Origin of the sequence: Vibrio sp. SCSIO 43133, assembly GCF_023716845.1 — a bacterium.
GTDB lineage: Bacteria > Pseudomonadota > Gammaproteobacteria > Enterobacterales > Vibrionaceae > Vibrio > Vibrio mediterranei.
Genome location: NZ_CP068024.1, coordinates 2,728,114 through 2,753,830 on the forward strand (window position 1 = coordinate 2,728,114; position 25,717 = coordinate 2,753,830).

At 44.8% G+C, this 25,717-nt stretch carries 24 protein-coding genes; 10 read left to right on the top strand and 14 right to left on the bottom strand.

Features of this window, described 5'->3' with window-relative positions; genetic code table 11:
- Positions 1 to 4: 4 nt before the first annotated feature.
- The 5 genes from JKJ11_RS12845 to bolA form a co-directional block, all read right to left on the bottom strand.
- On the bottom strand, positions 5 to 637 hold the full coding sequence (locus tag JKJ11_RS12845) for an NADH:ubiquinone reductase (Na(+)-transporting) subunit D (RefSeq protein WP_006075183.1): 633 nt from the start codon (positions 635 to 637) through the stop codon (positions 5 to 7).
- Positions 637 to 1,419, bottom strand: a complete 783-nt coding sequence (locus tag JKJ11_RS12850; protein WP_063604111.1) for a Na(+)-translocating NADH-quinone reductase subunit C — start codon at positions 1,417 to 1,419, stop codon at positions 637 to 639. Before JKJ11_RS12850 ends, JKJ11_RS12845 begins: the two co-directional genes overlap by 1 nt.
- Positions 1,409 to 2,650: an NADH:ubiquinone reductase (Na(+)-transporting) subunit B gene (locus JKJ11_RS12855; RefSeq protein WP_006075186.1), complete on the bottom strand. Its 1,242-nt coding sequence runs from the start codon at positions 2,648 to 2,650 to the stop codon at positions 1,409 to 1,411. The genes JKJ11_RS12850 and JKJ11_RS12855 overlap by 11 nt, the downstream gene beginning before the upstream one ends.
- 3 nt (positions 2,651 to 2,653) lie before the next feature.
- Positions 2,654 to 3,994: a Na(+)-translocating NADH-quinone reductase subunit A gene (locus tag JKJ11_RS12860; protein ID WP_252038290.1), complete on the bottom strand. Its 1,341-nt coding sequence runs from the start codon at positions 3,992 to 3,994 to the stop codon at positions 2,654 to 2,656.
- Positions 3,995 to 4,499: 505 nt separating this feature from the next.
- The gene (gene bolA / locus JKJ11_RS12865; RefSeq protein WP_006075188.1) at positions 4,500 to 4,808 is read right to left on the bottom strand and encodes a transcriptional regulator BolA; all 309 of its coding nucleotides are present in this window, start codon (positions 4,806 to 4,808) and stop codon (positions 4,500 to 4,502) included.
- Positions 4,809 to 4,959: 151 nt separating this feature from the next.
- Between bolA and JKJ11_RS12870 the strand changes: the two genes are divergently transcribed.
- The 4 genes from JKJ11_RS12870 (at position 4,960) to JKJ11_RS12885 (ending at position 8,784) form a co-directional block, all read left to right on the top strand.
- A complete protein-coding gene (locus JKJ11_RS12870) occupies positions 4,960 to 6,090 on the top strand; it encodes a methyltransferase (protein ID WP_252038291.1) in 1,131 nt (376 codons plus the stop codon).
- 126 nt (positions 6,091 to 6,216) lie between these two features.
- Positions 6,217 to 6,786, top strand: a complete 570-nt coding sequence (locus JKJ11_RS12875) for a YajG family lipoprotein (protein ID WP_252038292.1) — start codon at positions 6,217 to 6,219, stop codon at positions 6,784 to 6,786.
- The gene (locus tag JKJ11_RS12880) at positions 6,786 to 7,334 is read left to right on the top strand and encodes a peptidylprolyl isomerase (protein ID WP_252038293.1); all 549 of its coding nucleotides are present in this window, start codon (positions 6,786 to 6,788) and stop codon (positions 7,332 to 7,334) included. The genes JKJ11_RS12875 and JKJ11_RS12880 overlap by 1 nt, the downstream gene beginning before the upstream one ends.
- A gap of 82 nt (positions 7,335 to 7,416) precedes the next feature.
- Positions 7,417 to 8,784: an AmpG family muropeptide MFS transporter gene (locus JKJ11_RS12885; protein WP_252039117.1), complete on the top strand. Its 1,368-nt coding sequence runs from the start codon at positions 7,417 to 7,419 to the stop codon at positions 8,782 to 8,784.
- 76 nt (positions 8,785 to 8,860) lie between these two features.
- Here JKJ11_RS12885 and JKJ11_RS12890 read toward each other — a convergent pair whose 3' ends face one another.
- The 3 genes from JKJ11_RS12890 to JKJ11_RS12900 form a co-directional block, all read right to left on the bottom strand.
- On the bottom strand, positions 8,861 to 9,541 hold the full coding sequence (locus JKJ11_RS12890) for a ChrR family anti-sigma-E factor (RefSeq protein ID WP_124940149.1): 681 nt from the start codon (positions 9,539 to 9,541) through the stop codon (positions 8,861 to 8,863).
- Position 9,542: 1 nt separating this feature from the next.
- Entirely contained in the window at positions 9,543 to 10,121 is a 579-nt protein-coding gene (locus tag JKJ11_RS12895; protein ID WP_006075194.1) for an RNA polymerase sigma factor, read from the bottom strand.
- Positions 10,122 to 10,213: 92 nt separating this feature from the next.
- On the bottom strand, positions 10,214 to 10,810 hold the full coding sequence (locus JKJ11_RS12900) for an LON peptidase substrate-binding domain-containing protein (protein ID WP_124941184.1): 597 nt from the start codon (positions 10,808 to 10,810) through the stop codon (positions 10,214 to 10,216).
- 305 nt (positions 10,811 to 11,115) lie between these two features.
- Between JKJ11_RS12900 and JKJ11_RS12905 the strand changes: the two genes are divergently transcribed.
- From JKJ11_RS12905 to csdA, 4 genes are all read left to right on the top strand, one after another.
- A complete protein-coding gene (locus JKJ11_RS12905) occupies positions 11,116 to 11,913 on the top strand; it encodes an outer membrane protein OmpK (RefSeq protein ID WP_124940150.1) in 798 nt (265 codons plus the stop codon).
- 130 nt (positions 11,914 to 12,043) lie between these two features.
- Complete coding sequence (gene panE / locus JKJ11_RS12910) at positions 12,044 to 12,937, top strand: 2-dehydropantoate 2-reductase (RefSeq protein ID WP_252038294.1); 894 nt, start codon at positions 12,044 to 12,046, stop codon at positions 12,935 to 12,937.
- Entirely contained in the window at positions 12,930 to 13,535 is a 606-nt protein-coding gene (locus JKJ11_RS12915; RefSeq protein WP_006071112.1) for a DJ-1 family glyoxalase III, read from the top strand. Before panE ends, JKJ11_RS12915 begins: the two co-directional genes overlap by 8 nt.
- On the top strand, positions 13,528 to 14,727 hold the full coding sequence (csdA, locus tag JKJ11_RS12920; RefSeq protein WP_252038295.1) for a cysteine desulfurase CsdA: 1,200 nt from the start codon (positions 13,528 to 13,530) through the stop codon (positions 14,725 to 14,727). The genes JKJ11_RS12915 and csdA overlap by 8 nt, the downstream gene beginning before the upstream one ends.
- A gap of 81 nt (positions 14,728 to 14,808) precedes the next feature.
- On the opposite strand, the gene csdE is transcribed toward csdA, so the two are convergent.
- The 4 genes from csdE to JKJ11_RS12940 form a co-directional block, all read right to left on the bottom strand.
- A complete protein-coding gene (gene csdE, locus JKJ11_RS12925) occupies positions 14,809 to 15,240 on the bottom strand; it encodes a cysteine desulfurase sulfur acceptor subunit CsdE (protein WP_252038296.1) in 432 nt (143 codons plus the stop codon).
- 9 nt (positions 15,241 to 15,249) lie between these two features.
- Positions 15,250 to 16,062 (bottom strand): tRNA cyclic N6-threonylcarbamoyladenosine(37) synthase TcdA, encoded by an 813-nt coding sequence (gene tcdA, locus JKJ11_RS12930; RefSeq protein WP_252038297.1) that lies wholly within the window; start codon positions 16,060 to 16,062, stop codon positions 15,250 to 15,252.
- Positions 16,063 to 16,168: 106 nt separating this feature from the next.
- Positions 16,169 to 17,266 (bottom strand): murein transglycosylase A, encoded by a 1,098-nt coding sequence (gene mltA, locus JKJ11_RS12935; RefSeq protein WP_252038298.1) that lies wholly within the window; start codon positions 17,264 to 17,266, stop codon positions 16,169 to 16,171.
- Between the two features lie 70 nt (positions 17,267 to 17,336).
- Entirely contained in the window at positions 17,337 to 17,783 is a 447-nt protein-coding gene (locus tag JKJ11_RS12940; RefSeq protein WP_006071103.1) for a DUF2850 domain-containing protein, read from the bottom strand.
- A gap of 146 nt (positions 17,784 to 17,929) precedes the next feature.
- On the opposite strand from JKJ11_RS12940, the gene argA reads away from it, so the two are divergent.
- Complete coding sequence (argA, locus tag JKJ11_RS12945) at positions 17,930 to 19,267, top strand: amino-acid N-acetyltransferase (RefSeq protein WP_038222242.1); 1,338 nt, start codon at positions 17,930 to 17,932, stop codon at positions 19,265 to 19,267.
- A 198-nt stretch (positions 19,268 to 19,465) separates the two neighbouring features.
- Positions 19,466 to 19,645: a hypothetical protein gene (locus tag JKJ11_RS12950; RefSeq protein WP_006071100.1), complete on the top strand. Its 180-nt coding sequence runs from the start codon at positions 19,466 to 19,468 to the stop codon at positions 19,643 to 19,645.
- 71 nt (positions 19,646 to 19,716) lie between these two features.
- Here JKJ11_RS12950 and recD read toward each other — a convergent pair whose 3' ends face one another.
- Positions 19,717 to 21,885 (bottom strand): exodeoxyribonuclease V subunit alpha, encoded by a 2,169-nt coding sequence (recD, locus tag JKJ11_RS12955; RefSeq protein ID WP_252038299.1) that lies wholly within the window; start codon positions 21,883 to 21,885, stop codon positions 19,717 to 19,719.
- Positions 21,885 to 25,502, bottom strand: coding sequence for an exodeoxyribonuclease V subunit beta (gene recB / locus JKJ11_RS12960; RefSeq protein ID WP_252039118.1), 3,618 nt, complete (start codon positions 25,500 to 25,502; stop codon positions 21,885 to 21,887). Before recB ends, recD begins: the two co-directional genes overlap by 1 nt.
- Between the last annotated feature and the right edge of the window lie 215 nt (positions 25,503 to 25,717).

Sequence of the window (25,717 nt, forward strand, 5' to 3'; positions counted from 1 at the left end):
GCCGTTACTCCTTCGCTTCTACTTGTTCTGGCTTAATAATACGAATTACCCAGATCAGGAAGCCGATAAGGAAGAACGCTGAAGGCGCTAGAAGCATCATACCGTTAGGTTGATACCAACCACCGTTGCTTACCAGCGGTAGAACTTCCATACCGAACAGCTTGCCTGAACCAAATAGTTCACGGAAGAAGCCAACAGTGATTAGAACGAAGCCATAGCCAAGACCGTTACCAATACCGTCGATTAATGATGGGATTGGCTCAGACTTCATAGCGAATGCTTCCGCACGACCCATTACAATACAGTTGGTAATGATAAGGCCAACGAAAACTGAAAGCTGTTTAGATATATCGTAAAGATACGCTTTCAAAATTTGGTCTACCACGATTACCAATGATGCGATGATCGCCATCTGAACGATGATACGTACGCTATTTGGAATATGGTTTCGAATCAGAGATACAAAGAAGTTAGACAGTGCAGTAACGAAAATTACTGCTAAAGTCATTACAAATGCTGTCTCTAACTTAGTGGTTACTGCTAGAGCAGAACACACACCTAGAACTTGAAGTGCAATCGGGTTGTTATCCAACACCGGTGCCATCAGGCTCTTTTTCACATCTTTAGCACTAGACATTAGTTCAGACCTCCGTCACGAACTTTTGCTAGGAATGGACCAAAGCCCATATCACCCAACCAGAAGTCAAACGTACCTTGAACGCCGTTACCTGTCAGTGTTGCGCCAGATAGACCGTCAACACCGTGTTCAGAGCCTTCAGGTGCGCCACCTTTTACGATTTCGATCGCTGGCTTGAAGTTTTCATCAAACAGTTTCTTACCAACAAACTGTGCACGCCAAGACGGGTTCTCAATCTCACCACCCAATCCTGGAGTTTCACCTTGCTCGTAATATGTAATACCGTTCACAGTATTACCATCTGTCTGAACTGCCACGAACGCGTACATCATAGACCATAAACCCGTACCATGTACTGGTAGGATAACGCTGCTCACTTTGCCATTTTGCTTAACTAGATAAACAGTACCTACGTTAGCACGACGAATGATTTTTGCTTGGTCTTGTTCAGCTGTTAGGCGAATTGACTCCGAAGGGTCTTTTGCCGCTTTACGCTGATCGTAGTTGTTTGCATCGCTACCATCTGGAGCTGTATCAACAAACTCACCAGTATCAAAGTTCACAAGACGAGGTTCGATGTACTGACTATAAAGTTCAGCGACTGTGCCATTCTCTTTAATGCCAGCGACTTCGATAATTTTTGACTGTTTGTCTAGTAACGCGTTCGCTCTTTGCTTGTCACGCAGACCAACTGCTGCAAGCGATACAACGATTGAGCACACTAAGCTCAACGCGATAACAACAAACAGCGTCTTTTTAATGCTATCGTTATTACTTGCCATAGCGTGCTTCTCTCCGTTTAACGTTCTTCTCGATCACAAAGTGGTCGAATAGCGGTGCGAACAAGTTAGCAAATAGAATTGCTAGCATCATACCTTCTGGGTATGCAGGGTTCACAACACGGATCATGACACACATAGCGCCAATCAAAATACCGTAAGCCCACTTACCTTTATTAGTGAACGAAGCCGATACTGGATCCGTTGCCATAAAGAACATACCGAATGCAAAACCACCTAGCACTAGGTGCCAATGCCAAGGCATTGCAAACATTGCATTAGTATCTGAGCCAACAACGTTGAATAGCGTCGCCACAGCAACCATACCAACCATAACACCTGCGATAATGCGCCATGAAGCAATGCCCATGTAAACAATCATCGCTGCACCGATCATAAGTGCAAGTGTCGATACTTCACCAATTGAGCCAGGGATGTTACCAATAAACGCGTCCATCCAAGTGATCGTTTGGCCAGTAATGTTGTTGATAAGTGCGCCTTCGCCGCCTTGTGCCCATTGGCTTAGAGCCGTCGCGCCAGAGAAGCCATCTGCTGCAACCCATACCACGTCACCCGAAATTTGTGCTGGGTACGCAAAGAATAGGAAAGCACGGCCAGCTAGAGCTGGGTTAAGGAAGTTACGACCTGTACCACCAAAGATCTCTTTTGCAACAACAACACCGAAGGTAATACCTAGAGCAGCTTGCCAAAGAGGAAGAGTTGGTGGAACAATCAGTGCGAACAGAATAGAAGTTACAAAGAAACCTTCGTTAACTTCGTGCTTGCGCACCATACAGAACAAGACTTCCCAGAAACCACCGACAATGAATACTGTCGCGTAGATTGGTAGGAAGTAAGTTGCACCAAGTAGCATCTTGCTGCCCCAACCCGCATCAGTCCCTAGCGTTCCGCCAAGACCTTGGGTTAGCCAGTAGTGCCAGTTGCCATCGATAACGCCCGCAAGCTCAGCGCCAGCGTAAAGATGGTTAAGTGCCATAATTGCTTGGTTACCCGCGTTGTACATACCCCAGAACATTGCTGGGAATACTGCGAACCAAACCATGATCATGATGCGTTTTAGGTCAACGCTATCACGGACATGCGAGCTGCGCTTCGTGACCAGACCTGGCGTGTAGAATAGCGTTGCCGCTGCTTCGTACAGTGCAAACCACTTTTCATGTTTGCCGCCTGGTTCGAAATGATGCTCGATATCCTCGATGAATTTCTTAAGCATGGATTACCCTTCCTTCTCAATATTGTCTAGGCACTCACGTAGGAGTTGACCATATTCGTACTTACCTGGACAAACAAAGGTGCATAGCGCCAAATCTTCTTCATCTAGTTCAAGAGCACCAAGACGCTGAGCGCTGTCCTGATCACCTGCACATAGATCACGAAGTAATAACGTTGGCTCCATATCTAGAGGCATTACTTTCTCGTAGTTGCCGATTGGAACCATTGCACGATCACTACCGTTAGTCGTAGTTGTCATGTTGAACAACTGACCTTTGAATAGGTGACCTAGGAATGAACGAGTAATTGAGAACTTGTTCTTACCTGGTGTCGCCCAACCAAACAGTTCTTTATCACGACCTTCGCGCAATACAGATACTTGTTGATGGTAACGACCTAGATAAGCGTGTGGACCAGAAGCTTGAGTACCAGACAGTACTGAACCAGAAATGATTCGTACTTCACCAGGCATCAGCTCGTTGTTAGTGACATCATCTAGGCTTGCACCTAGTTGAGTTCTAACTAAACGAGGGTTATTAACTACTGGACCAGCAAGTGAAATCACACGATCTGTATAGATTTCGCCAGTGGTGAAGAGCTTACCGAATGCAATCACATCTTGATAATTAATGCTCCAAGCAACGTTATTCACGCTAACTGGATATAGGAAATGCATGTGAGTGCCAACAAGACCAGCTGGGTGTGGACCATTGAAAACATGCTCTTCGACATTGGATTGATTTGAGCGAGGTAGACTCGTTCCTTTTTTGCAGACGTAAACTTTGCCTTCTGTCAATTTAGACAGAATATCAAGACCTACAACGAACGCTTCTTTTTGCTCATTGATAACCAATTCAGGCTCAGCCGCAAGTGGATTAGTATCCATTGCAGTTACGAAAATCGCTTGAGTCGTTGAATCGATCGCCGGTACCTTGCTAAACGGACGAGTACGCAACGCAGTCCACATACCTGATTCAACCAGTTGAGTTTTGATCACTTCGCGATCAAGACCTGCTAGTTGGTCAGCTGTGTAGCTATTGAAAGTAACTTGCTCGTCACCTGCCACTTCAATCACAACAGATTGTAGGACACGCTTCGCGCCACGGTTAACTTCAATAACCTTACCGCTTGCTGGAGAAGTGAACTTAACACCAGGGTTCTTTTTATCTTCAAAAAGAACCTGACCTTTTTTCACTTCATCACCCACGCGAGCATGCATTGTTGGACGCATACCCACGTACTCTTCGCCAAGCAAGGCGACTTTAGTGATGGACTTACCATCATTAATCACCTGGGATGGAGTTCCTGCGATAGGAAGATCCAAGCCCTTCTTTATTGTAATCATACGCACTTGCACTACTTTTATCGGGAAAAAGATTCTTTAAAATTGCGTAACATATAGACACGACATTGAGTGTCTAACCTTGGTTTTATTAGCACCAAGGCAGCAACATCACTTTAACAATCTCGTCATAGAATCACTGCGAGATTTTTCTGGTGCGGTAGTTTAGCATCATTTGTAAAGGGGATGCCATGATGAATCCCTGCAAAGGGGTCATTATTTCGAAACTTTTGCTATCTCTAGGGTTGCGAATATGTATAACTTTGACCAATCGCACAAAGTCTTATTAACCCTTTTGAAAATAAGCAATTGCCCCATTCATATCCTGAAACATTCCTCACTAACAAAAACACATAACATTATATGTTGACACGCTGTTAATGATTTACCACCAAAGTGGTAGTAAATCCATCAGACACTTACGCAAAAATAACTAAGGTTTATCGTTGACGTGTGTGATTGTTACTGAAGCGCTATGACCTGCACCAAAACTAGAAAGAGTATAGAGCTATTTACCGCCGCCTGCGCAATTAGGACTGTTTGGGGCTAGTTGATTCTCTTTTGTCCACTCTTCTGGTGTATAAGTATGGATTGCTAAGGCATGAACAGGGCCTGCCAATTCATCTGCTAAGACCGTGTTTATTTTTCGGTGCCTTGCAATAAGACGCTCACCATTAAAGCAATCGCTGACAACAATTACTTTAAAATGACTCTCTGACCCTGGAGGGACATTATGCATATTGCTTTCGTTGCGAACGTCTAAGAATGTGGGGTTGAAAGTCTGATGGAGCTTTTGCTCGATGGTTTGTTGAATCATCTTACTTCCTTGGGCTGTAACTATTTATTTTTATTTAGACGGTAAAGTATATACTTTACTTAATCAAGAATCTTCCCTTAAATCATATTCGCCTTGGCGAAAGTTCCGAGATTTTGTCAAAATACAACCATTGTCACCAAATCACAGCATTATGAAGACTGAATTAAACCTATTTGAGCGCTCATATTCACTATTTCGTTTCCCTAAACTCAACAATGAACAACTTCAAGCTTGGGATGCTGGAGACGAATACCTGATTCAAAATTTTGAAGAGCTAAAACTGCCTACTGGCTCTAACATTCTGATTCTTAACGACAGTTTTGGTGCCCTAAGTTGCTGGGCTTCAGAACAGCATAAGGTGACTACAATCAGTGATTCTTTTATCTCTCATCAGGGCATTAAGCATAATTTAGAGCTTAACCATTGCAAACCCATCGATCTTCGAGCCTCAACCGATGAATGGCCGCAACAGGTAGATATCGTGTTGATGCAGATTCCCCGTAACAATCGTTACTTGACATGGCAACTCAACCAAATCGCCTTAAAGTACAGAGATAACTGCTCGCTCATTGCCGTGAACAAAGCAAAAGAGATCCATAGTTCTACTCTTAAGATTTTTGAAAAATATGCGGGACACACCACAACTTCACTCGCTTGGAAAAAGCATCGTTTGGTGTTTTCAGATCTGAATAGCGTGCATCAAGAGAGTATTGACCCTTATACAACTTGGCCAGTATCAGAGCATAAATTGGTACTTTCTAACTTACCAAATGTATACTCCGGGGAAAGTCTTGATTTGGGTGCGCGGTTTATCCTAGAACATCTTAAGAGCAACACCAAATATCAAGATATCGTGGATTTGGGGTGCGGTAATGGCGTATTGACACTGAAGCTAAAGCAACTCAATCCTCAAGCAAATATCACAGCTATCGACGAAAGCTTTATGGCCGTGAAGTCAGCTCATCACAACCTAACTTTAAACAACCTCGCTCTCGATGGTTGTGAGTTTGTGGCTAATAATTGTTTAGACGGTTTTCAGGCAAATAGTCAAGATTTGGTAGTTTGCAACCCACCTTTCCATCAACAACAAGCGGTGACCGATCACATTGCGTGGCAAATGTTCTGTGATGCTAAGCAAGTTCTTCGAGATACAGGGGAGTTAATGGTTATCGGCAATCGTCATCTAGGCTACGATAAAAAACTAGCGCGACTCTTTGGCAAACACAATGTAAAACTTGTCGCATCTAACGCCAAATTTGTTATTTTACAGGCAACTAAGTAAAGTTTGAGTCATTGTTGCTGCTAATAGTCATATAGCTTAACAATAATCGGATAATATTCATCATGAAGCCCAAGCGGACTTCATAACTTTACTCGTCATTTTGAAGAGTGTGAAAAGGAATAATCAATGAGAAAGCTCGTTCTGGCTGCTTCAGTCGTTTTACTTGCTGCATGTGCAAGTCCTCAAAAAGAACAGGTTAATTTTGCGCCTACCGCGGCAACCAGCGCTGCCAAGATCGTTGAAGGTAAGGCGATGTCCATCTCTAGCCAAGATGTCCGTACTGCGCAATACGTAGCTTTACTGGATAATGGTCGAGCGAACATCACCCCAGTGCATGCTAGACAGAATGTTCGCATTGGTATCGAGAACGCCCTAGTCAACCAATTCTCTTCAGAGGGTTATCAGGTTACCGTAAACAGCAAAAACACACTAAAAGTTGAGATCCAAGAAGCATTAGTCTCAGTCAAGCACACTGTGATGGAGAATGATATGAACGCAACGGTCATTCTCGAGCTAACAGCAGAGAATGAGCAGGGTAAATTGGTGAAAACCTACACTGGTACCGCAAAGCGCTCTGGGTTAATGAGTGCTTCTAACGAAGAGATCGAAACCGTACTTAACGACACCGTAAACCTTGTTTTAAAAGAAATTTCTAACGATACTGAGCTACAAGATTACATGAAGGAACGTTTCTAATGATTAAAACACTTGTCGCTTCCCTAGCACTGATCGCTACGAGCGTTTTTGCGGGACCAAAAGTAGAAGTCGAAACAAATTTGGGTTCATTCATCCTAGAACTAAACCAAGAGAAGGCACCTATCACGGTAGAAAACTTCTTAACCTATGTTGAAGATGGCAGTTACGTAAACAGTCAATTTCACCGCGTAATTCCGGGATTTATGGCACAAGGTGGTGGTTTTGACAGCAAGTTTAACCGCTTACCTGTTAACGCCCCAATCAAAAATGAAGCCTCAAACGGACTGGATAATGACGCAGCAACCATTGCAATGGCCAGAACTCAAGATCCAAACTCAGCAACACGTCAGTTCTTCATTAACTTCGTTGATAATGACTTCTTGAATTACAGTGTGACGAATCCAGGTTACGCAGTATTTGGCCAAGTTATTGAAGGCTTTGACGTCGTCCAGAAAATGGCACAGAAACCCACACGCAGTGTTCGTGGAATGCGAGATGTTCCTTTAGAGCCTATCGTCATTACAAAAATACAACGTATTACTGAATAATACGCAAAAATGAGAGAGGATTTCCTCTCTCATTTTCCTATCAGCTCACCCCCTAGCAAGGAGCGTACTTGTGGAACATAAAATGACGTGGTTAGACACGGTCAAAAGCTATTGGGACAAACGACTGCTTTGGGTCTTTATGTTGGGGTGCTCAAGTGGCTTTCCATGGGTTCTAATTGGCTCAAATATGTCCGGATGGCTTAAAGATGCAGGTTTAACTCGTGCTGCCATCGGATATTTTGGTTCTGTTTTTGCTGTCTATGCAATCAACTTTTTGTGGGCTCCATTAGTCGACAGGGTAAAGTTACCTGTCTTGCACTCAGCCCTCGGTCAACGTCGTAGTTGGATATTCTTGTGTCAGAGCTCCATTCTGGTTGCTACCTTATTCATTGCAGGTGTTAACCCCGCCAATGACTTGATGTTTACGTCAATGCTCGCTTTGTGTATCGCTCTTTCATCGGCAACGCAAGATATTGCTATCGATGCATTTCGTATCGACACCTTCCCAAAATCTGAGTCGAACAAGCTACCACAAGCATCAGCTATGGCTGTGATTGGTTGGTGGACAGGCTACTCGTTACCTGGCTACCTCGCGTTTATCAATGCTGACTCAATGGGATGGAATGGCGTCTACTATGGCATGGCCGGAATCGTTGCTATTTTGATGCTATTTACCCTTCTCGTAGGAGAACCAAAAACCGCACGGGATAAACTGCAAGCTGAAGCCGAGAAGCGCCATGAGAAAGTGGTTGGCAACCCAGTAATTAGCTGGCTATCAGTTACTGTTATTGAGCCTTTTCTCGACTTCTTCCGCCGTAATGGTGTTCAAGTCGCGATTACCCTACTGTTGTTTGTTTTCTTGTTTAAAATCGGCGAGGCCTTCTTAGGTAGAATGTCAATTCCGTTCTACAAAGAGATCGGTTTTAGTAACGAGCAAATCGGCTACTATTCCAAACTCATTGGCTGGGGCGCAACCATCTTATTTACACTATTAGGCAGCATGTTCAATGTGCGTTTTGGTATTGTAAAAGGGTTGATGATTGGTGGTATCGCGATGAGTGCCAGTAACTTGATGTTTGCATGGATCGCGAAGGTTGGTCCGAGTGAGCACCTGTTCTTAGCAACCATTCTAGTGGACAACTTTACCACCGCCTTCTCCACTGTCGCTTTCGTTTCGTTCCTTACCGTACTGACAGGTCAGGCTTTCTCGGCTACACAATACGCCTTGTTGGCTTCTTTGGGTAACTTCGGTAGAACTACCCTGGCTTCATTTAGTGGGGAATTGGTTGATGCGCTAAATGACTGGGCTCTCTTCTTTGTCATTACGTCGTTAATGGTCATTCCAAGCCTTATTATGCTCTATTCATTAAGGCACTATTTTACCGATCTCTTGGATAAAGCACGTAAAAGAGACCAAGAAGAAATTAAAGACGATAAGATCGTTGAATAGATACATCGTTGAAATAAAAAGAGCCTCAAGAATAAATTGAGGCTCTTTTCTATGCGTCTCTGTCGGACCTTGAGGCTTAAGGATACATTCCCTTCCCAAACATATTAAATACTCTTGCTACGCCCTGGGTGAAAATCATTGGCTCTGTTAGGATCGATAGGCACAAGCAATCTTGACCTTCAACGGTCTGAGGCGCATGCTTGGTTTCACCGTCTTCACGAATGAAATCTCCAACATGATATTCGCCGTTTTCGTCTTTAAAACTACCGTGTAACACAAGAGTCGATTCGAACCCTTTATGGGTGTGCTGAGGCACCTGAACGCCTTGATTTATGTAGAGCAGACTTACTCTACATTCCTCGTCCACATCGATTGTTGACGTAAACACCTTGCCGCCGTAGCTACGCCATTCACTCATCCTCTCTACGAGAGGAACTATCGTCGCCGGAACAATAAATTCTTTGCCATCTACTTGCACCTTGCCGGGTTTTCTTACCTTGGGCTTCGAATAGTCGGCATCAAGGGTCATAATATCGTCGAGCATATTAGAAAAAACCAGCTCCAGATCTTTTGAAGACTTTTCATCCTTTGAACTTAAGGACATCATCGCTTCGCCAGCTTCAGCTTCAAATCTCATCACTTTAGCGCGACATTCTGAGCAAGACTCAATATGTGAGGCGATTGCTGCACCGTGCGCAGAATCTATCTCACCCGTCGCATATAGCTTTAATAATTCTGAATTAGGGTGGTGACTCATATCAATTTGCCTCCATTGAATGTCGAAGTTTCTCCACTGCTAACCTCAACCTCGATTTAACGGTTCCCAGCGGAATATTGAACATCTCAGCGACTTGTTGGTGCGGTAGCTCTTCCAAATAGACTGCTTGCACTACTTCCCTCTGAGCCTTTGGCAACTCATCCAAAAACTTAATTATTTGCTCTTTCAAACGATCAGTTTCCGGAGAATAGTGTTCTACAAAGTCAGGTGGGCAATAATCTGTAGGCCAAATATCATCGGCGTGGACGTGAAGCTCTTTACCTTTTTGCTTGCGGAGCATGTCGAAGCATAAGTTACGCGCAATCGTATAAATCCAAGTCGACAACGAACTTTTCGAGCCGTCAAATAAGTGAGCTTTTTGCCATACTGTCGCCATGGTTTCTTGGACCATTTCAATGGCCACTTGCTCATTACCCATGTGCTTAAAGGTGAATTGCTTCAACCTAGGAGTGAAATAGTTAAACAGGTTAGCGAAGGCGCTTTTGTCCCTTTGCTTGACCCGTTCCATACATTCTGCCCATTCTTGCTTACTAAGGGCTTGGGGACTGTCTAATGTCATGCCTTGTATCCCTAGAGTTCCAGATGATCCGTCTTTCTACCTAAATACTTACGACAAATTTACAACAATGATCACTACGATTGCACAAATATTTAGTGTCGAGTTGCATTATCAACATCGTCGCTGCGAAACGCTTCTCCCAAAAATGACAGAGTAGCTGAGCAATCCTGCTGTGTTACAAGATGTTCAAAATGATGACATTCGAGTGGTAATACTTCCAGCCACCTCTGGCTTACCCATGTCGCATCATCAAAAAAGCGGTGAAGGTACAGATCGCCAATTTGAGGAAACTTTTCGTAGACATGTTGGAGCCTCTCACCAAGAAATTGGTCTTCATCACTTAAATCGGTTGGAGGCCAACTTTCTATCCAACTGACCTGAGCTTGACGCAAACCGTCTTCTTCAGATTCAACATGGTGGATTTGAAACTTGCGTATCCCAGAAACGGTAACGCCAAGCATTCCATCTTCAAGGCTTTCGAAATCTACAATGCTGACGTAGGTGCCTATAGATGAAACGTTACTAGGGATAGCTCCTGCAGATGCACTGATCAAACAGACGCCAAACCCTGTTTCGTTTTTAAGACACTCCGTTACCATGCGCTTATAACGAGGTTCAAAGATCCTGAGCCTCATTTTTCCCTCGGGTAGCACCACGGAGCGCAATGGAAACAACTTTATCTGCGTCATCATAGTTCCTTTTAATTTTATATACCCTTTGTACGCTAACTCGCTAAATACGATCAGAAACAACATATGTTAACAACTATCGAGATTTTGTTATCACACAGATCGACAACATTGATTAAATTGTAGGCTATTTATAAAAGTTCCCATTCACCGTTAGTATTTGTGATACCACTCACAAACTTTAGTAAACGTTTGCGACGTTGCACATTTACTTTGAGATATAAATCGCTATCATGCCCACCCATCGGATGAGTTCGCATGGATTCGCGGCTAATTTCAGTACAACTTAAAGAGTAGTTAACACTATGCGTAAATCACTTTTAGCTCTTGGCGTTGTTGCAGCGGTAGCTTCTGTACCAGCTTCAGCAGAATATCTATACGGTTTTGGTGGCGTTTATCTTGATCATCAGAGCTGGGATCACGGTCCTAACAAAATCGATAACGGTGCAGTGGGTGACCAACGTAACCAATTTGTACTAGGTATTGAAGGTGGCGCTGGCTTCACTTGGGGCGAAATCTACGGCTTCTACGATCGCGAAAGTGTTGAGAAAAGTGCATCAGAGCAAAAGAACTCATTCAAAGGTACTGCGCACGTTTACCTAGGTGATACTGGCGTATCGCTTTACGGTCAGGTTTACCACCACGATAACCCAGCTCAAAGTGAAACCAACCGCGTTCTGGGTCTTGGTTATACGGCTCTACAAGGTGATAACTGGTTCTTCAAACCATGGATTGGTGTTCATGACATCACTTCTTGGGACTCTTTTAATAAAGAATCTGATGGCATGAGCCAAAACATCAACGGTCGCAACGGCTACATGGCAGGTTGGACTGCACGCTATGGTTTCGAAGCATTCGGTCAAAACTTCTCGTTCGTTAACTGGAACGAAATCGAATTTGACCGCAACGATGAATACGCTAAAGCTCAAGGCGGTAAGACAGGCCTTAACGGTGCATTATTGTTTAACTGGCACGCAACAGAGCACCTAACAGCAGCAATTCAGTATCGTTACTTCCAAAACAAACTTGGTGTTTGGGGTTCAACAAACTACGAACAGCACTACGGTGATGCAATCATCTACCGTCTGCAATACAACTTCTAATTCTTCGAAGTTAGATAAAATGGCGCTGCGGCGCCATTTTTTGTATCACCAAATCGCCAACATAGCTTTCGAAAACCACAGCTAAATTTGCTATTCTTCTATCCTCTCTTTCCACGATTACATAACTATTGTGAATATTACTATTTTGGGCCCCGGCGCTATTGGCTCTTTATACGCTTATAAGCTTCATCAGGCAGGGCATCGAGTTTCGGTTTGGGGCCGATCACCTCAAGATACCGTAGCCATCGAGCTAGATGGTGGTAGTGCTATCCACTTCCCCAATTGCGATGTCACCTCACTTAAAGCGAGTGATCTTGTTATCGTTACATTGAAAGCATGGCAAGTGGAATTGGCTTTAATGCCATTACTTAAACATTTAAATAGCGATACCATCTTGCTCTTTCTTCACAATGGTATGGGCACCGTTGAGCACTTAGAAACCGCCATTAATCACCACCCAGTGTTACTTGGTACTTCTACTCACGGCGCGCTTAAACTATCAAGCTCACAAGTACGCCATACCGGCCTAGGCCAGACCTTTATAGGGGCCTGGAATGACAAAGGCTCACGTTGTTCCTTTATCGCCGACGTTCTCGACCATGCTTTCAAACCTGTAGTTTGGAATTCTGAAATTCAAACGGCACTATGGAGCAAACTTGTTATTAACTGTGCCATAAACCCATTAACAGCTATCAACAACTGTCAAAATGGTGGACTGGCTCATAAAGATTATCAGCAACAGATCGCCATGGTAGTGCGCGAAGCAACTGAGTGTGCAAACAAAGTGGGAGTGGCTCTTAAAGCAGAAGAGATGTTGGATACCGTCTACAAAGTCATCCATGCCACTGCGCAAAACTACTCATCCATGCATCAAGACATTTATAATAAAAGACAAAGCGAAATTGATTATATTACCGGCTATGTGGTCTCTATTTCAAAGCGATACGGTATTGCTGTTCCCACCAACCTAGCCCTGTATCATCAAATTAAACAGATCGAATCAAGTTGGAATCAACATGACTAAGAAAATCCTTGTTCCCATAGCGCCAGGCACCGAAGAGATGGAAGCGATTACCATCATCGACATTATGGTGCGTGCAGGTTTCAACGTGACCGTCGCTAGCGCGGCATTTGATGGAGCACTGACTATGAAAGCGTCACGCGGTGTCACCCTGACTGCGGATTGCAGGCTGGTCGATGTCGCCGATGAAGAGTTCGATGTTATCGCCTTACCAGGCGGTGTAGGCGGTGCCGAAACATTTCGAGACAGCACATTATTAGTCGAAATGGTTCGCCAACACCAATACGACGGTAAACTGGTTGGTGCTATCTGCGCAGCTCCTGCATTGGTGCTGCAACATCATCAGCTTTACCCAAATGCGCTGATGACAGGCCACCCAAGTTTTCAATCACATATCCCAGAAAACCGCTGGCGCAGCAAACGAGTAACAATTGATATCAACCACAACCTTATCACGAGCCAAGGCCCTGGGACCGCCCTCGAATTTGCGATTGAAATTATCATCGCCTTGTGTGGTAAAGAAAAAGCCTGGCAAGTGGCTGAGCCAATGATCACTAACCCGACTCTTCACTACCATAAAATGGGTAAATACGATGAGTGAGTTACTCAACATTCGGGCCCAGTTCCCAGCTATTGATGGCGATTTGGTTTATCTGGACAGTGCGGCAACGACACAAAAACCGCAAGCTGTAATCGACTGTATCACTCAGTATTATGGTAACCAAAACGCCAACGTCCATCGTGGTTCACATTCACTCACCGCAGTTGCAACCGAGCGCTTTGAAGCAGCGAGAGAAACCGTGGCACGCTTTATTAATGCGGCTTCCAGTAAAGAGATCATCTGGACACGAGGGGCAACCGAAGCACTCAATCTTATCGCACAGACTTACGCTCGAAGCACCCTACAACCAGGGGACGAGATTCTGGTTTCTGAGATGGAACATCATGCAAATATTGTCCCATGGCAAATCGTTGCTGAGCAAACTGGCGCGAAGGTTATTAAGATTCCAATAACACCAGAATGTCACTTTGATCTTAATGCGTTTGAGGCGCTACTCAGCCCGAGAACGAAAATTGTCGCCACTACGCAAGTCACCAATGTTACCGGAACTGCTCTACCGTTGGATAAGATTGTAACGCTAACCCGAGCTAACACCGATGCCATTATCATCGTCGACGGTGCGCAAGGTATTGTTCATCAGCAAACGGATGTACAAGCGTTGGATGCTGATTTCTACGTCTTTTCAGGACATAAACTGTATGCACCAGCTGGTATTGGGGTGCTGTATGGCAAGCTAGCCCTACTGGAAGCTATGCCGCCTTGGCATGGTGGTGGCAAGATGGTGGAAAAAGTGTCCTTTGAAGGCACCACATTTAGTCAACTACCCGGAAAGTTTGAAGCTGGGACTCCGAATGTGGCAGGAGCCTTAGCACTAGCTTGTGCCATAGACTGGCTATCAAGCTATGACCGCCAACTACTGGAGAGTCACATCAGTGACCTACAACACCAAGCTTTTCAGGGTTTGAGCGCTTTAGAGAATATTCGCATCATTGGTTACCAACCTGGTGCAAGCGTCATCACTTTTGTGATGGATGGCGTTCATCATCAAGATATCGCCACGCTGTTAGATCAACAGAACATTGCATTAAGAGCTGGTCATCACTGTGCTCACCCATTAATGGATGCGCTTGGTGTGAAGGGAACAGTTCGAGCATCTTTTGCTATTTACAACACAAAAGAAGATGTAGAGAGATTTCTTACCGCACTAACCAAAGCGGTGGATATGCTGTAGCGATTACGCCCTAAGCTTCAATAACATAGCTTCAATAATAAGGTCGACTAACGAATGTGAGTCGACCTTATTTATAATCAATTACTCTGACGCTTTAGACTTAATGACGTCAACAATGGCTTTCAAGCCATTACCGCGAGACGGACTAAGATGATTGATGAGGTTTAACTGTGCGAAATACTCATCCAAGTCGAACGCCAATATTTGCTCCGATGTTTTACCATTGAAAGCTGCCAAAACGATAGCGATCAAGCCACGAACGATTCGCGCATCAGAATCTGCCTGAATCTGCCATTTGCCTTCTTGCTGTGTCAGTACTAACCATACTGAGCTTTCGCAGCCAGCAACTAGAACCTGCTCCTGCTTGAGAGATTCATCCAATACTGGCAACTTCTTACCCCACTGAATAACCTGTCGATAGCGGTCTTCCCAACCTTTCAATTGAGCCATGGCGTCAACAACATCTTGTGCGTTGATTTCCAATCCAAATGGGTTGTTGTTATCTGATGACATAAGCTGCCTCTATTTCTGCGCGTATTTCTGAATAAGCTTCTCAACGATACGAGACACCGCAACAAAGCCAAATGTCGCTGTCACTACCGTAGCCGCGCCAAAACCACTTGCACAATCCATACGTTTTGGCCCTTCCGCCGTGGACTTCACTCCACAGACAGAACCATCAGCTTGAGGGTATTTAAGCTGCTCCGTAGAAAATACGCAGTCAATGCCAAACTTACGTGCAGGGTTCTTACTGAAGTTGTGATGACGACGCAAAGTGTCTTTGAGTTTCTTAGCTAACGGGTCTTGAATCGTTTTTGTCAGATCCGCCACCATAATTTGTGTTGGTTCGGTCTGTCCACCAGCTCCACCAGTGGTCACAACTTTGATTTTGTTGCTACGACAGTAGGCCAATAGCGCTGCCTTAGGTTTAATGCTGTCAATGGCATCCAGTACATAGTCAAAGTCTTTACTGATGTATTCCGAGACATTGTCTGCTGTAATAAAGTCATCAATCAAATTAACTTTGCATTCGGGGTTAATCAATTTTACCCGCTCAGCCATAACTTCAATTTTGCTCTGACCAACAGTACCTGACATCGCATGGATTTGGCGATTAATGTTGGTCACACAAACGTCATCCATATCGATAAGAGTCAGCTCACCCACGCCAGTTCTTGCAAGCGCTTCAACCGCCCATGAACCCACACCACCAATTCCTACCACACAAATATGCGCCGCACGTAAGATCTCGACCTCACTGTTGCCGTATAGTCTGCGCGTGCCGCCAAATCTTTGATTGTAGCTATCAGAAGCTGGTTGGTTAAGTTCTCGCATGGGTTACCTAACTTGTCTCGGAGAAAAAAGAAAGAGTGCGATTTATACGCACTCTTAGTAAAAAGGTCAACTATGTACGAAACACGCTCGTACTATTTTCTCAATGTTACTTTTTCTCAGGTGGCAATGCCCATGGACTCTCTGTCGCCGAGTTTTCTAGGCCAAGCTTCCAAACTCGACCAAAGTGCTTATAGTGACCAGCCTGTGTACCTGCAAAATCACCCATCCCATGATATAGGTCGAAGTGGTTTCCTTTTACCGCCCCACCGGTATCAAGCACAATCAATAGACGTAATTCATGGGCACCGCTCCACGTACCATCCGCATTCAACAGCGGTACTTCTGCGAGGATTGGTGTTCCCATTGGAAATGCTGAGCGATCACCCGCTACCGACGCCATTGGCAATAATGGAATGCCAGCCGTACCCGTCACCGGTGCGGCATCTTGAGGCTGGAAGAACACATACGAGGTATTTTGCTCTAGTAGCTCTTGCACGCTCTGCTCATCTTGCTGCATCACCCAATCTTTGATGGCTTTAAGCGACATCTTTTCTTTTGGTACTTCACCGCGTTCAATAAGCACACGTCCGATACTCACGTATGCCTTGTTGTTTTTGCCGGCGTAGGCGAAATATTCGAGCGTGTCATCATCTTCAAAATGAACAAAGCCACTACCCTGCACTTCCATAATGAATGGATCAATCAAGTTGCTTGCATAGCCAAGTTCTAAACCTTGACCATTAAGCGCACCACCGTAGATTTCAGCTCGAGTTGGGCAGTCTTGCGAACAATCTGGTAAGGCATAGACCGGATAGCGGAAGGTTTCATCTGGCTTGTGACGCAGTTCCATCACTGGCGAAAAATAGCCTGTAAATAACACATTACCTTTGTTATCGCCGCCACCTAATTGGGCCGCTTGCACACCAAAATTTGCCAGTTGCGCTGGATCGCCACTTTGGATCGCCCACGCCTCTAGTTGCTCATACAAAGGCTGATAGATTTTAGCCATCGACGGCGACTTCTTAATCACTTCATCTGCCTGACTTGCAAAAGAGTTGAAGTTTCTAGGTTGGTTCGACTCGATAACTTCGGTCTTGTTAAGCAGTTTGGTAAATTCGCCATCTTGATATTGCTGAGCGCGGTCAGTTTGTGCGCAGCCAAATACGAGCAATACAGAGGCGAGAGGCAGAATACGTTTGATCAAGTTAGTCATCCCTTATTTGTGGTGCATTCAGGATGGCAAACTCTTTAAAAAAGCGCAATAAAACCGAACGTTATAGTAGGTTGTTTTTGTGTTTTCCTGACAAAACAAAGATGGGATTGTAATGAGTCGGTGATAATTGCCTCAATTCCGTTTTAGCTTCATTAAGAATGTGATAACGATACAAGGTAGGACCAACATAGAATGACAATTCATCACGAGTAAGCTCAAAGTCTGTCGCAACTACTCGGTTATCGATAACCACTTTATCAGGAGTAAGCTCGAAGGAATCTCTAGCAAAAGGAGCCGCATCTCTTTCGTACCAAACACCGTACACGGCCTGTTTTGGATTCGCATGAGATTGATAACGGTCATACAAGTCTTGATATAATCCTAATACTGCTAAGCTACCGACTAACGCCAGCACGATTAAGGTTCGTTCCAACCACTTATTGGGTTTTAGTCTAGCTGCCGGTACTGCTTTGATTCCGACTGCACCGCTTTGCTTACCGCTACTCATACCAAGCCTTACCATTTATCGACAGCGACATATTGTCACTGCAAATCCAATCATGCAACTCATCACCTAAACTGCGCAAATTAAACCTTGCGCAACACTGAATAAAAAGTCATTATTTCAACATAAATAAACCAAGAGTAAGCCGCGTGAAGATTCGTAGTACCGCCTTAGTTAAAGGATTTAGGCAGTCCACACCTTATGTTAATGCACACCGTAACAAGACCATGGTCATTATGTTAGGTGGCGAAGCGTTTTCCGATAAAAACTTCACCAATATCGTCAGCGACATTGCCTTACTGCACAGCCTCGGTGTCAAACTGGTTCTCGTCCACGGCGCGAGACCACAGATAAACCAATTACTGGAGCAAAATGATTGCCATTGTCCTTACCACAAGGGAACACGTGTCACGACGGAAAAATGTCTCGATTACGTGATGCAAGCGACGGGAAGATTGCAACTCGACATCACCGCTCGCCTGTCTATGAGCCTTAATAATACTCCTATGGCAGGCAATCAACTTAACGTCATCAGTGGCAACTTCGTTATCGCGCAACCTCTTGGAGTCGATAATGGCATCGACTACTGTCACAGTGGGCGAGTCCGTCGTATCGATATCCAAGGAATCAACCAAGTACTCGATCAAGGTTCTATTGTACTTCTTGGCCCAGTTGCCGGCTCTGTCACAGGCGAAACTTTTAACCTTCTCTCAGAAGAAGTGGCGACCCAAGTCGCAATAAAATTAAATGCCGATAAATTAATTGGTTTTTGTTCTGAGCAAGGCGTGTTGGATGAAAATGGAAATGCTATTGCAGAACTATTCCCTGCCGAGGTCAATCAACTTATCGAGCAGTTCGAGGATAAAGAACGCGTTAACGAGGGTGAAAGCAGCGGTACGCTACGTTTTTTACGTGGCGCTCAGTCGGCTTGTCGCGCGGGCGTTCCTCGTTGTCACCTTATCAGCTATAAAATTGATGGCGCATTGATACAAGAGCTATTCTCTCTTGACGGTATCGGAACGCAGATAGTCATGGCCAGTGCCGAACAAGTTCGACAGGCAGATATTGATGATATTGGCGGTATTTTTGATTTGATTCGCCCGCTTGAAGAAAAAGGTATTTTAGTTCGTCGTTCGCGCGAGCAACTTGAGCAGGAAATCCATCAGTTTACCATCATAGAAAAAGATGGGTTGATCATTGGCTGTGCGGCACTTTATCCATATCTACATGAAAAGATGGCGGAAATGGCCTGTGTCGCTATTCATCCCGATTATCGTGATGGCAACCGCGGCGTGTTATTACTCAATCACATGAAACAACAATCAAAGATGAAAGGGATAGAGCAGATTTTTGTGCTAACCACTCATAGCTTGCACTGGTTTAGAGAACAAGGATTCTTAGAGATCGGTGTAGAGTCCTTGCCAATGGCAAAACAAGATTTGTACAACCTACAGCGCAAATCAAAGATATTGTCTGTAGCAGTTTAATAATAGCTCGATAGCCGTCGATTTTATGAAATCGATTGCTATCAATAAAATTCACAAATTATTTTACTTCTCAAAGATTACTGTCTAAAATTCGCTCAAATCACAGGCATTTTTGTGATGGGACTCCCAAATACATAGCGCTTTTTGGGGAATGCAAGGATAGCTAGGTGTGCCACGACAACTTTAAGAGTGACATCTATGCGTACAGTTATTTGCAATTCCATTCAGAGCTTCTGGGATATGGCTGAAAACCAGTTCTTAGAAGGACACAATGTCCATTGCGTGTTTCCGGTAACTGACAAGGTAAAATCTCTAATGAAGATTTACCAACAACAGTATCGAATCAACCAAATCACGTATTCAGAAGTCTTTAACTAAAGGCTTTGGGCATCTACCGCCATGGATGGTGGAAAACCACTCACTGTATCCCCTCATTCTATTCTCACGCTTTAGTTCGCTAACCGCTTCGCTAAACCACTATGTCGTAAAGTTTTATGGCGAATACCTCGATTCACGACTCGTTGATCAGCCACCAAAGTGAACTGTTTTTTCGCTCGGGTAATGCCAGTATAGATAAGCTCTTTAGTCAACAAGGGCGAGAAGTCGGCTGGTAAAATCATAAACGTATGAGAAAACTCACTGCCTTGAGACTTATGAATCGTCATCGCATAAGCTGTCTCATGCTCAGGCATACGGCTCGGCAGCACAGACTTAATACTACCATCAGGCAATTCAAAAAATACTTTCAGCCTTGGTGTCTCAGCGCAATGGTCCCACATACAAATGCCTATATCACCGTTAAATAAGCCAAGACCATGATCATTTCTCGTCACCATCACAGGACGGCCGATATACCACGCCTCGTCACCGCGAGAAATTAGCCCGCGTTGCTTTAGACGTTTTTCGATTCGCTGATTAAGCCCTGAAACTCCAAAATCGCCTTCACGAACCGCACACAACAACCGGCTTTGGGCAAAACTGGAGAGCACCTCTCTCGACAAACGCTGCTGCCAATGTGACAACGTTTCAGCACTTTGCAGTTCTTCTCCTTGCGGATTGGCGCGCACCAATAGCGTCAGGTAATCTTTGTAAGTACGTACTAGCTTATCAACTAACTGTTGATAGCTATCCGCACTTAAGGCTAGCCATTCAATATCATCAAATGTTTTGTTCCAGACCTGATCAAAACCGTAGCTATTTGCCGAGTTAACTTGCTTAGCCAGTTGACCGATGCCAGACCTTGCATCAAAACGATAACTTTTTTGTAGCACGCACAAACTATCAACCAATGCAGAGGCGGATTTTGAGGATTCCACTTTGCCAGCTAATCGGCAATCAAACTGTGTTAACGCTTGAATCAAATCATTTTGCTGACTGCTGTAACCAAACTGAGCAAAGTCACAAATGTCCGACAACACTGCTCCGGCTTCCACTGAGGCTAGCTGGTCTTTGTCTCCAAGAAGAATAAGTCGAGCATGCGCCGGTAACGCATCCAATAGACGATGCATCATCGGCAGATCCACCATAGACGCTTCATCGAGAACCAACACATCTAAATGCAATGGGTTAGCGTTGTTATGTCGAAACTCAACGCGACCGGGGATTGCACCGAGTAAGCGATGTAGCGTGCTCGACTCCGTTGGAATTTGCTGCTTAATTTCTGGCTCCACAGTTAACGAGTCTACCGCTTTACCTATGGATTCCGTCAAACGAGCTGCCGCCTTCCCCGTTGGCGCCACCAGCTTAATTGAAGGTGATTCACCGGCTTGATTCGCCTGATGTACCATCGCAGCTAACAACTTAGTTACCGTCGTAGTTTTGCCAGTACCAGGTCCGCCTGATATCACAGCGAAGCGACGTGTAAGCGCAACTGCGGCTGCCACTTTTTGCCAGTTTAAACACAGAGATAATGGAATAGCATCATCCAAACCTTGAAGTGCTTTTACGTTTGTCGCTTGCGTGACTATATCGTCAACATATTGCCAATCGATAGATTCCGGCTTAACCACATCGAGAAAATCGCAGATAACCTGCTGGCGCATAACCTGATTATTCTGCTCTGCGGGTAGAGCAGACAAAGCGGAATAAAGATAGTGGTACTCACGCGTGAATAGGCGATCTAACATCTTTGCGACGCTTTGCAGCGCATCTCTCTCAATGGAAATCGGTTCAGCCATGGCATGGAGGCGAGTAGCGATCGTCTGTTCAAAGTAGTAATAACGCTGTAGATATAATCTATTTTGCTGCCAAACCAATGGCGTGACCGCCGATGTCATAATGTCGTTTGGAGACAAACAGGTAACCGTAGACGCCTCCGTCATTACCTTTTGCCAATCGACTTGACTCACCATGCACTCTAGCGACTCAGCAGCTTCACCGTACAAACCGATCAAGCTTGGCATCGGCAGAGAGACTTGCTCATCTGCATCAAGGTTGACGCAAATATGCCCTTGACCTAATTGGTAGCTTGTAACCGCAGCTAACCACATCAACGGATCTCGATGCTGTTGCTCAATGGAAGAGATAAACTTCGCAAACTGAAAATCCAGCGGTCTCAAGACATTTTTTTCCGCTAGATACGTGACCCATTCGGAGAAGTTTTTTAATACCATTGCCATCAGAATCCTAACCCCATTTGCTCATTTGTCTCATCCAATTGCAAAGACTCTCCTGAAATAAGCCCATCTAATGCTTCTATCATGGCTTTGTCGGGCCTAGCACTAAAAATACCGGAGTCAGAGTCGGGCCTAACACCACGTAAAAAGAGATAAAACACGCCGCCAAAATGCTGGTCATAATCGTAATCAGAGATACGGGTTTTCAAGAACCGATGCAGCGCTAGTGCATAAATTTGGTACTGGAGATCATAGCGATGATCAACCATAGCGTTATCGAGTTGATGTTTTTGATAACGCTCTGCTTCATCACCTAAATGGTTAGATTTCCAGTCGAGCACATAGTACTTACCTTGATGTTCGAACACTAAGTCAATAAAACCTTTAAGCATGCCTTTAACGGTGTAAAAGCCCAGTTCGTTCGCCTTAGCGGATAACGCATCGTAGCGTTGTATAACACGGTTTAATGACACCGCATCAAGCACTTCAATCGGCAACAGAAATTCCATTTCCACCAAACGTTGCGTAGAGTCCTTATCCCTTAAGTACAGCGCTTCACCATCTAGCGCCGTATTCATGACCTGATCGACAAGTTGCTGAATCACCGGTAACCATTCTGCATCGTATTGCTCTCGCTCGAGAAGCTGTCGAATAACCTCGCTATTTTGTAGTGATGTCGCGGGCTCGGTAAATTCGATTTCTTCAAACACGGTATGTAAAAACGTGCCGGGACGCGCCCCTTTAGGAAAATGAAAAATGGTTTTTTCTGGTTCCAATAACACGTCGACTTCGTGCTCTTCGGATGAATCGATATCAAGTCCAGATGCTTCAATAAACACCTCACTATCGTTGCTATGATGGCTCTTTTTTACAAGGGCTGAATAACTGGTGATTCGCCAGTCACGATCAATGGCCATTGATTGAGCTTTAGCGACGAGCTCTTCGGTCGGTTGCGCCAACTCTTGATAACGCTCCTCATCAAGTTCTGGTACCTCTGTGATAGCGATAGCTTGAGAAGCATTGGCAAGCTGATTGAGCGCAGAACTTAACTCGCTCACTCCCATTTCTTGACCATTTTGGATTAGATGCCCTATTGCGCTGTGATGAACTCCAGTTGGCTCCTTGGTTGAGCGGCCATTTCTCAGTGGCACCATCCCGATAAAACAACCATAAACTGCACGAGTTAATGCCACATAGATGAGGCGCAAATCTTCGGCAAGCCGCTCTTTATCGGCTTGTGCCATAGAGGCTGATGATTGACGTAGATCGAGTACCGATGATTGGCTTTCGGCATCATAATACTTGGCTTCCATCGCTTCTCGATAACTCACCACAAACGGCAAATAAACCAAGTCGTATTCCAAACCCTTTGACTTATGAATAGTGATAATCTGAACGAGATTACGCTCTGACTCTAAACGCTGAATATGCTCATCACTAGAGCCTAATCCTTGCTTGGCATCCTCTATCGCTTGCCCCAACCAACGTAGTAATGCACTGTCGCTCTCCATATCTTGTCTTGCTGCTTGCAGCAGTTCGCCCAAGTGGAGATAGTCGGTAAGTAATCGCTCACCACCATCAGTAGACAACAATCGGTTGGAGATTTCTCGCTTAAACAATACTGAACGCAGCATTGGTAAAATACCGCGCGATATCCACTGTTGGCGATAGTCACGAAATTCAGCAACCACTTGTTCCCAGAGATTTTCATCATTATTGAGGCTGTCCAGTTGAACGGCAGGCAGAGCAAATAGCTGGGAGGCTAACGCACTTTTTAGCATTCTTTCATCGTCTTGATGCCAAACTGCCAGCATCAAACGCAGTAAGTCATCAGCTATTTCGCTGGTAAAAACGCTATCACGGTTGGAAAGATAAACACTAGCGATACCGCGCTCAGCCAAGGCCTGTTTAATCAACTGACCTTCACTACCAGTTCTCACCAACACAGCGATATTGCCCGCTTCAATTGCTTCGTTTTTGTCACCATTAATCAGCGCTGCTTTACCGGTTTGGGACTGGGTCAACACCTGTTTGATGTGCTGAGCGGTAGCGGCTGCCATCGTTGGTACATACTCACTTTTAGCAACGGGGGATTCCGCGTCTTGGAGCCAAAACTGCATTGCCGCTTGATGTTCACCGTTAAACTGCCACTGCATTTTACTCGCTTTAGGGCTAGCATTGACAGCATGAAACGGAATATCATCATCGTAAAGAAAAGCCGAATCTGCCTGTTTAAACAGTGCATTAACGCCAGTGACCATGCTCTCGCTGGAACGCCAATTCGTACCTAACGTATAGTGGTCTTGTACCTGGTTTCGAGCTTGTATATAAGTAAAGATATCAGCTCCACGAAAACCATAGATTGCCTGTTTCGGGTCACCAATCATAAACCAACCACAGTCGGCGTGATTTAAGTACACATGACTAAATATCTGATACTGAAGCGGATCTGTATCTTGGAACTCATCAATCATCGCCACCGGAAATTGTGTTCGGATTTTTTCCGCCAGAGTGTCACCAGATTCGCTGTCCAAAGCCGCTGATAAATGGGTCAGCAAATCATCAAATGAGAGCCATTGCTTTTGTTCCTTAGCTAGAGCCAGTCGCTGACGACAATGCTGAATAGCCAATGCCAACAACGAGGTTTTGAGCTCAGGTGGCTGTGCTAAGAAGGCTTCAATCTCAGTAAAGATCGCCATCGTTGGCGCGTCGCCTTTAGGCGTTTTTTCTGTAAGAACGTTTTGAGCGAATTTTTCTAATTGCGTTGGTAGGTAGTAGTCCAATGTTTCTTGTTTAGACCAATCAGTAATCGCCTCAACCCAAGTCGGCAGTGACTTTTTAGTGTAACTGCGTTTGTTTACATCCGATTGACTCACACATCCAACAATGTCGTCAGCGACCGCTAGCCATTCCGACTTAAGGGTTCGGATTCGCTGTAAATTCTGTGCATGAAGCTGGGTAATATCACTACAAGCATCGACATTTGTTAGCGACAGCGCCGGGCCTGTCAAGTAATTGGCAATGACTTTGAGTAGATCATTTGGCGTCGCCCATAGCTTTCGGACTTCACTCGCAAGCTCCAACCCCAGAGGATAAAACTGACTACGCCAAAAATCTGCGACCACTTGAGCTTTTAGTCGGCTTTCGTCGGTGATGAATTCATTATTAAATCGAGATCCAGACTCAAACGCATTTTGTGTCAGCATTCTTTGGCAGAAACCGTGGATGGTGTACACCGCCGCTTCGTCCATTTGGCGTTCTGCCTGAAGCAAAGTATCTACCGCAAAGCGATGATCTGTGATGTCATTTAGAAGAGGTTTAATGACCGGGTCGTCACTGTCACCGCGCGCAAAAGCAATTCGAGCCTGATGAATTCGAGCGCGAATACGATCTCTAAGCTCAGCCGTTGCCGCTTCAGTAAACGTTACGACTAAAATCTGGTCGACAGTTAGTGGCTGTTTATGACGACTTTGATCGCTGCCATGACCGAGAAGTAGGCGCAAATAAAGGCCCGCAATGGTAAATGTTTTACCAGTACCCGCTGACGCTTCTATTAATCTTGCACCGTGCAATGGAAATTGCATGGTGTCTAACGCTATTGGTTCATGGCTCTGTGACATGGTGTTTAAACTCAACTGTGTGATCCAACGCTTAATTCTTTAATTCTATCAATAAGATGAAACTATCATTTATACAGGGTGCGATCGCATTCACGGAATTCATTATCTGCTCCCACTACTATGCGCCCTAGAAACTGGTCCCTCTGACCTACTTGGCCGCACAGCAATCTCCCTACACACTATAAAAATACTGGCGGCCGCCCCCTTTCTTGCTC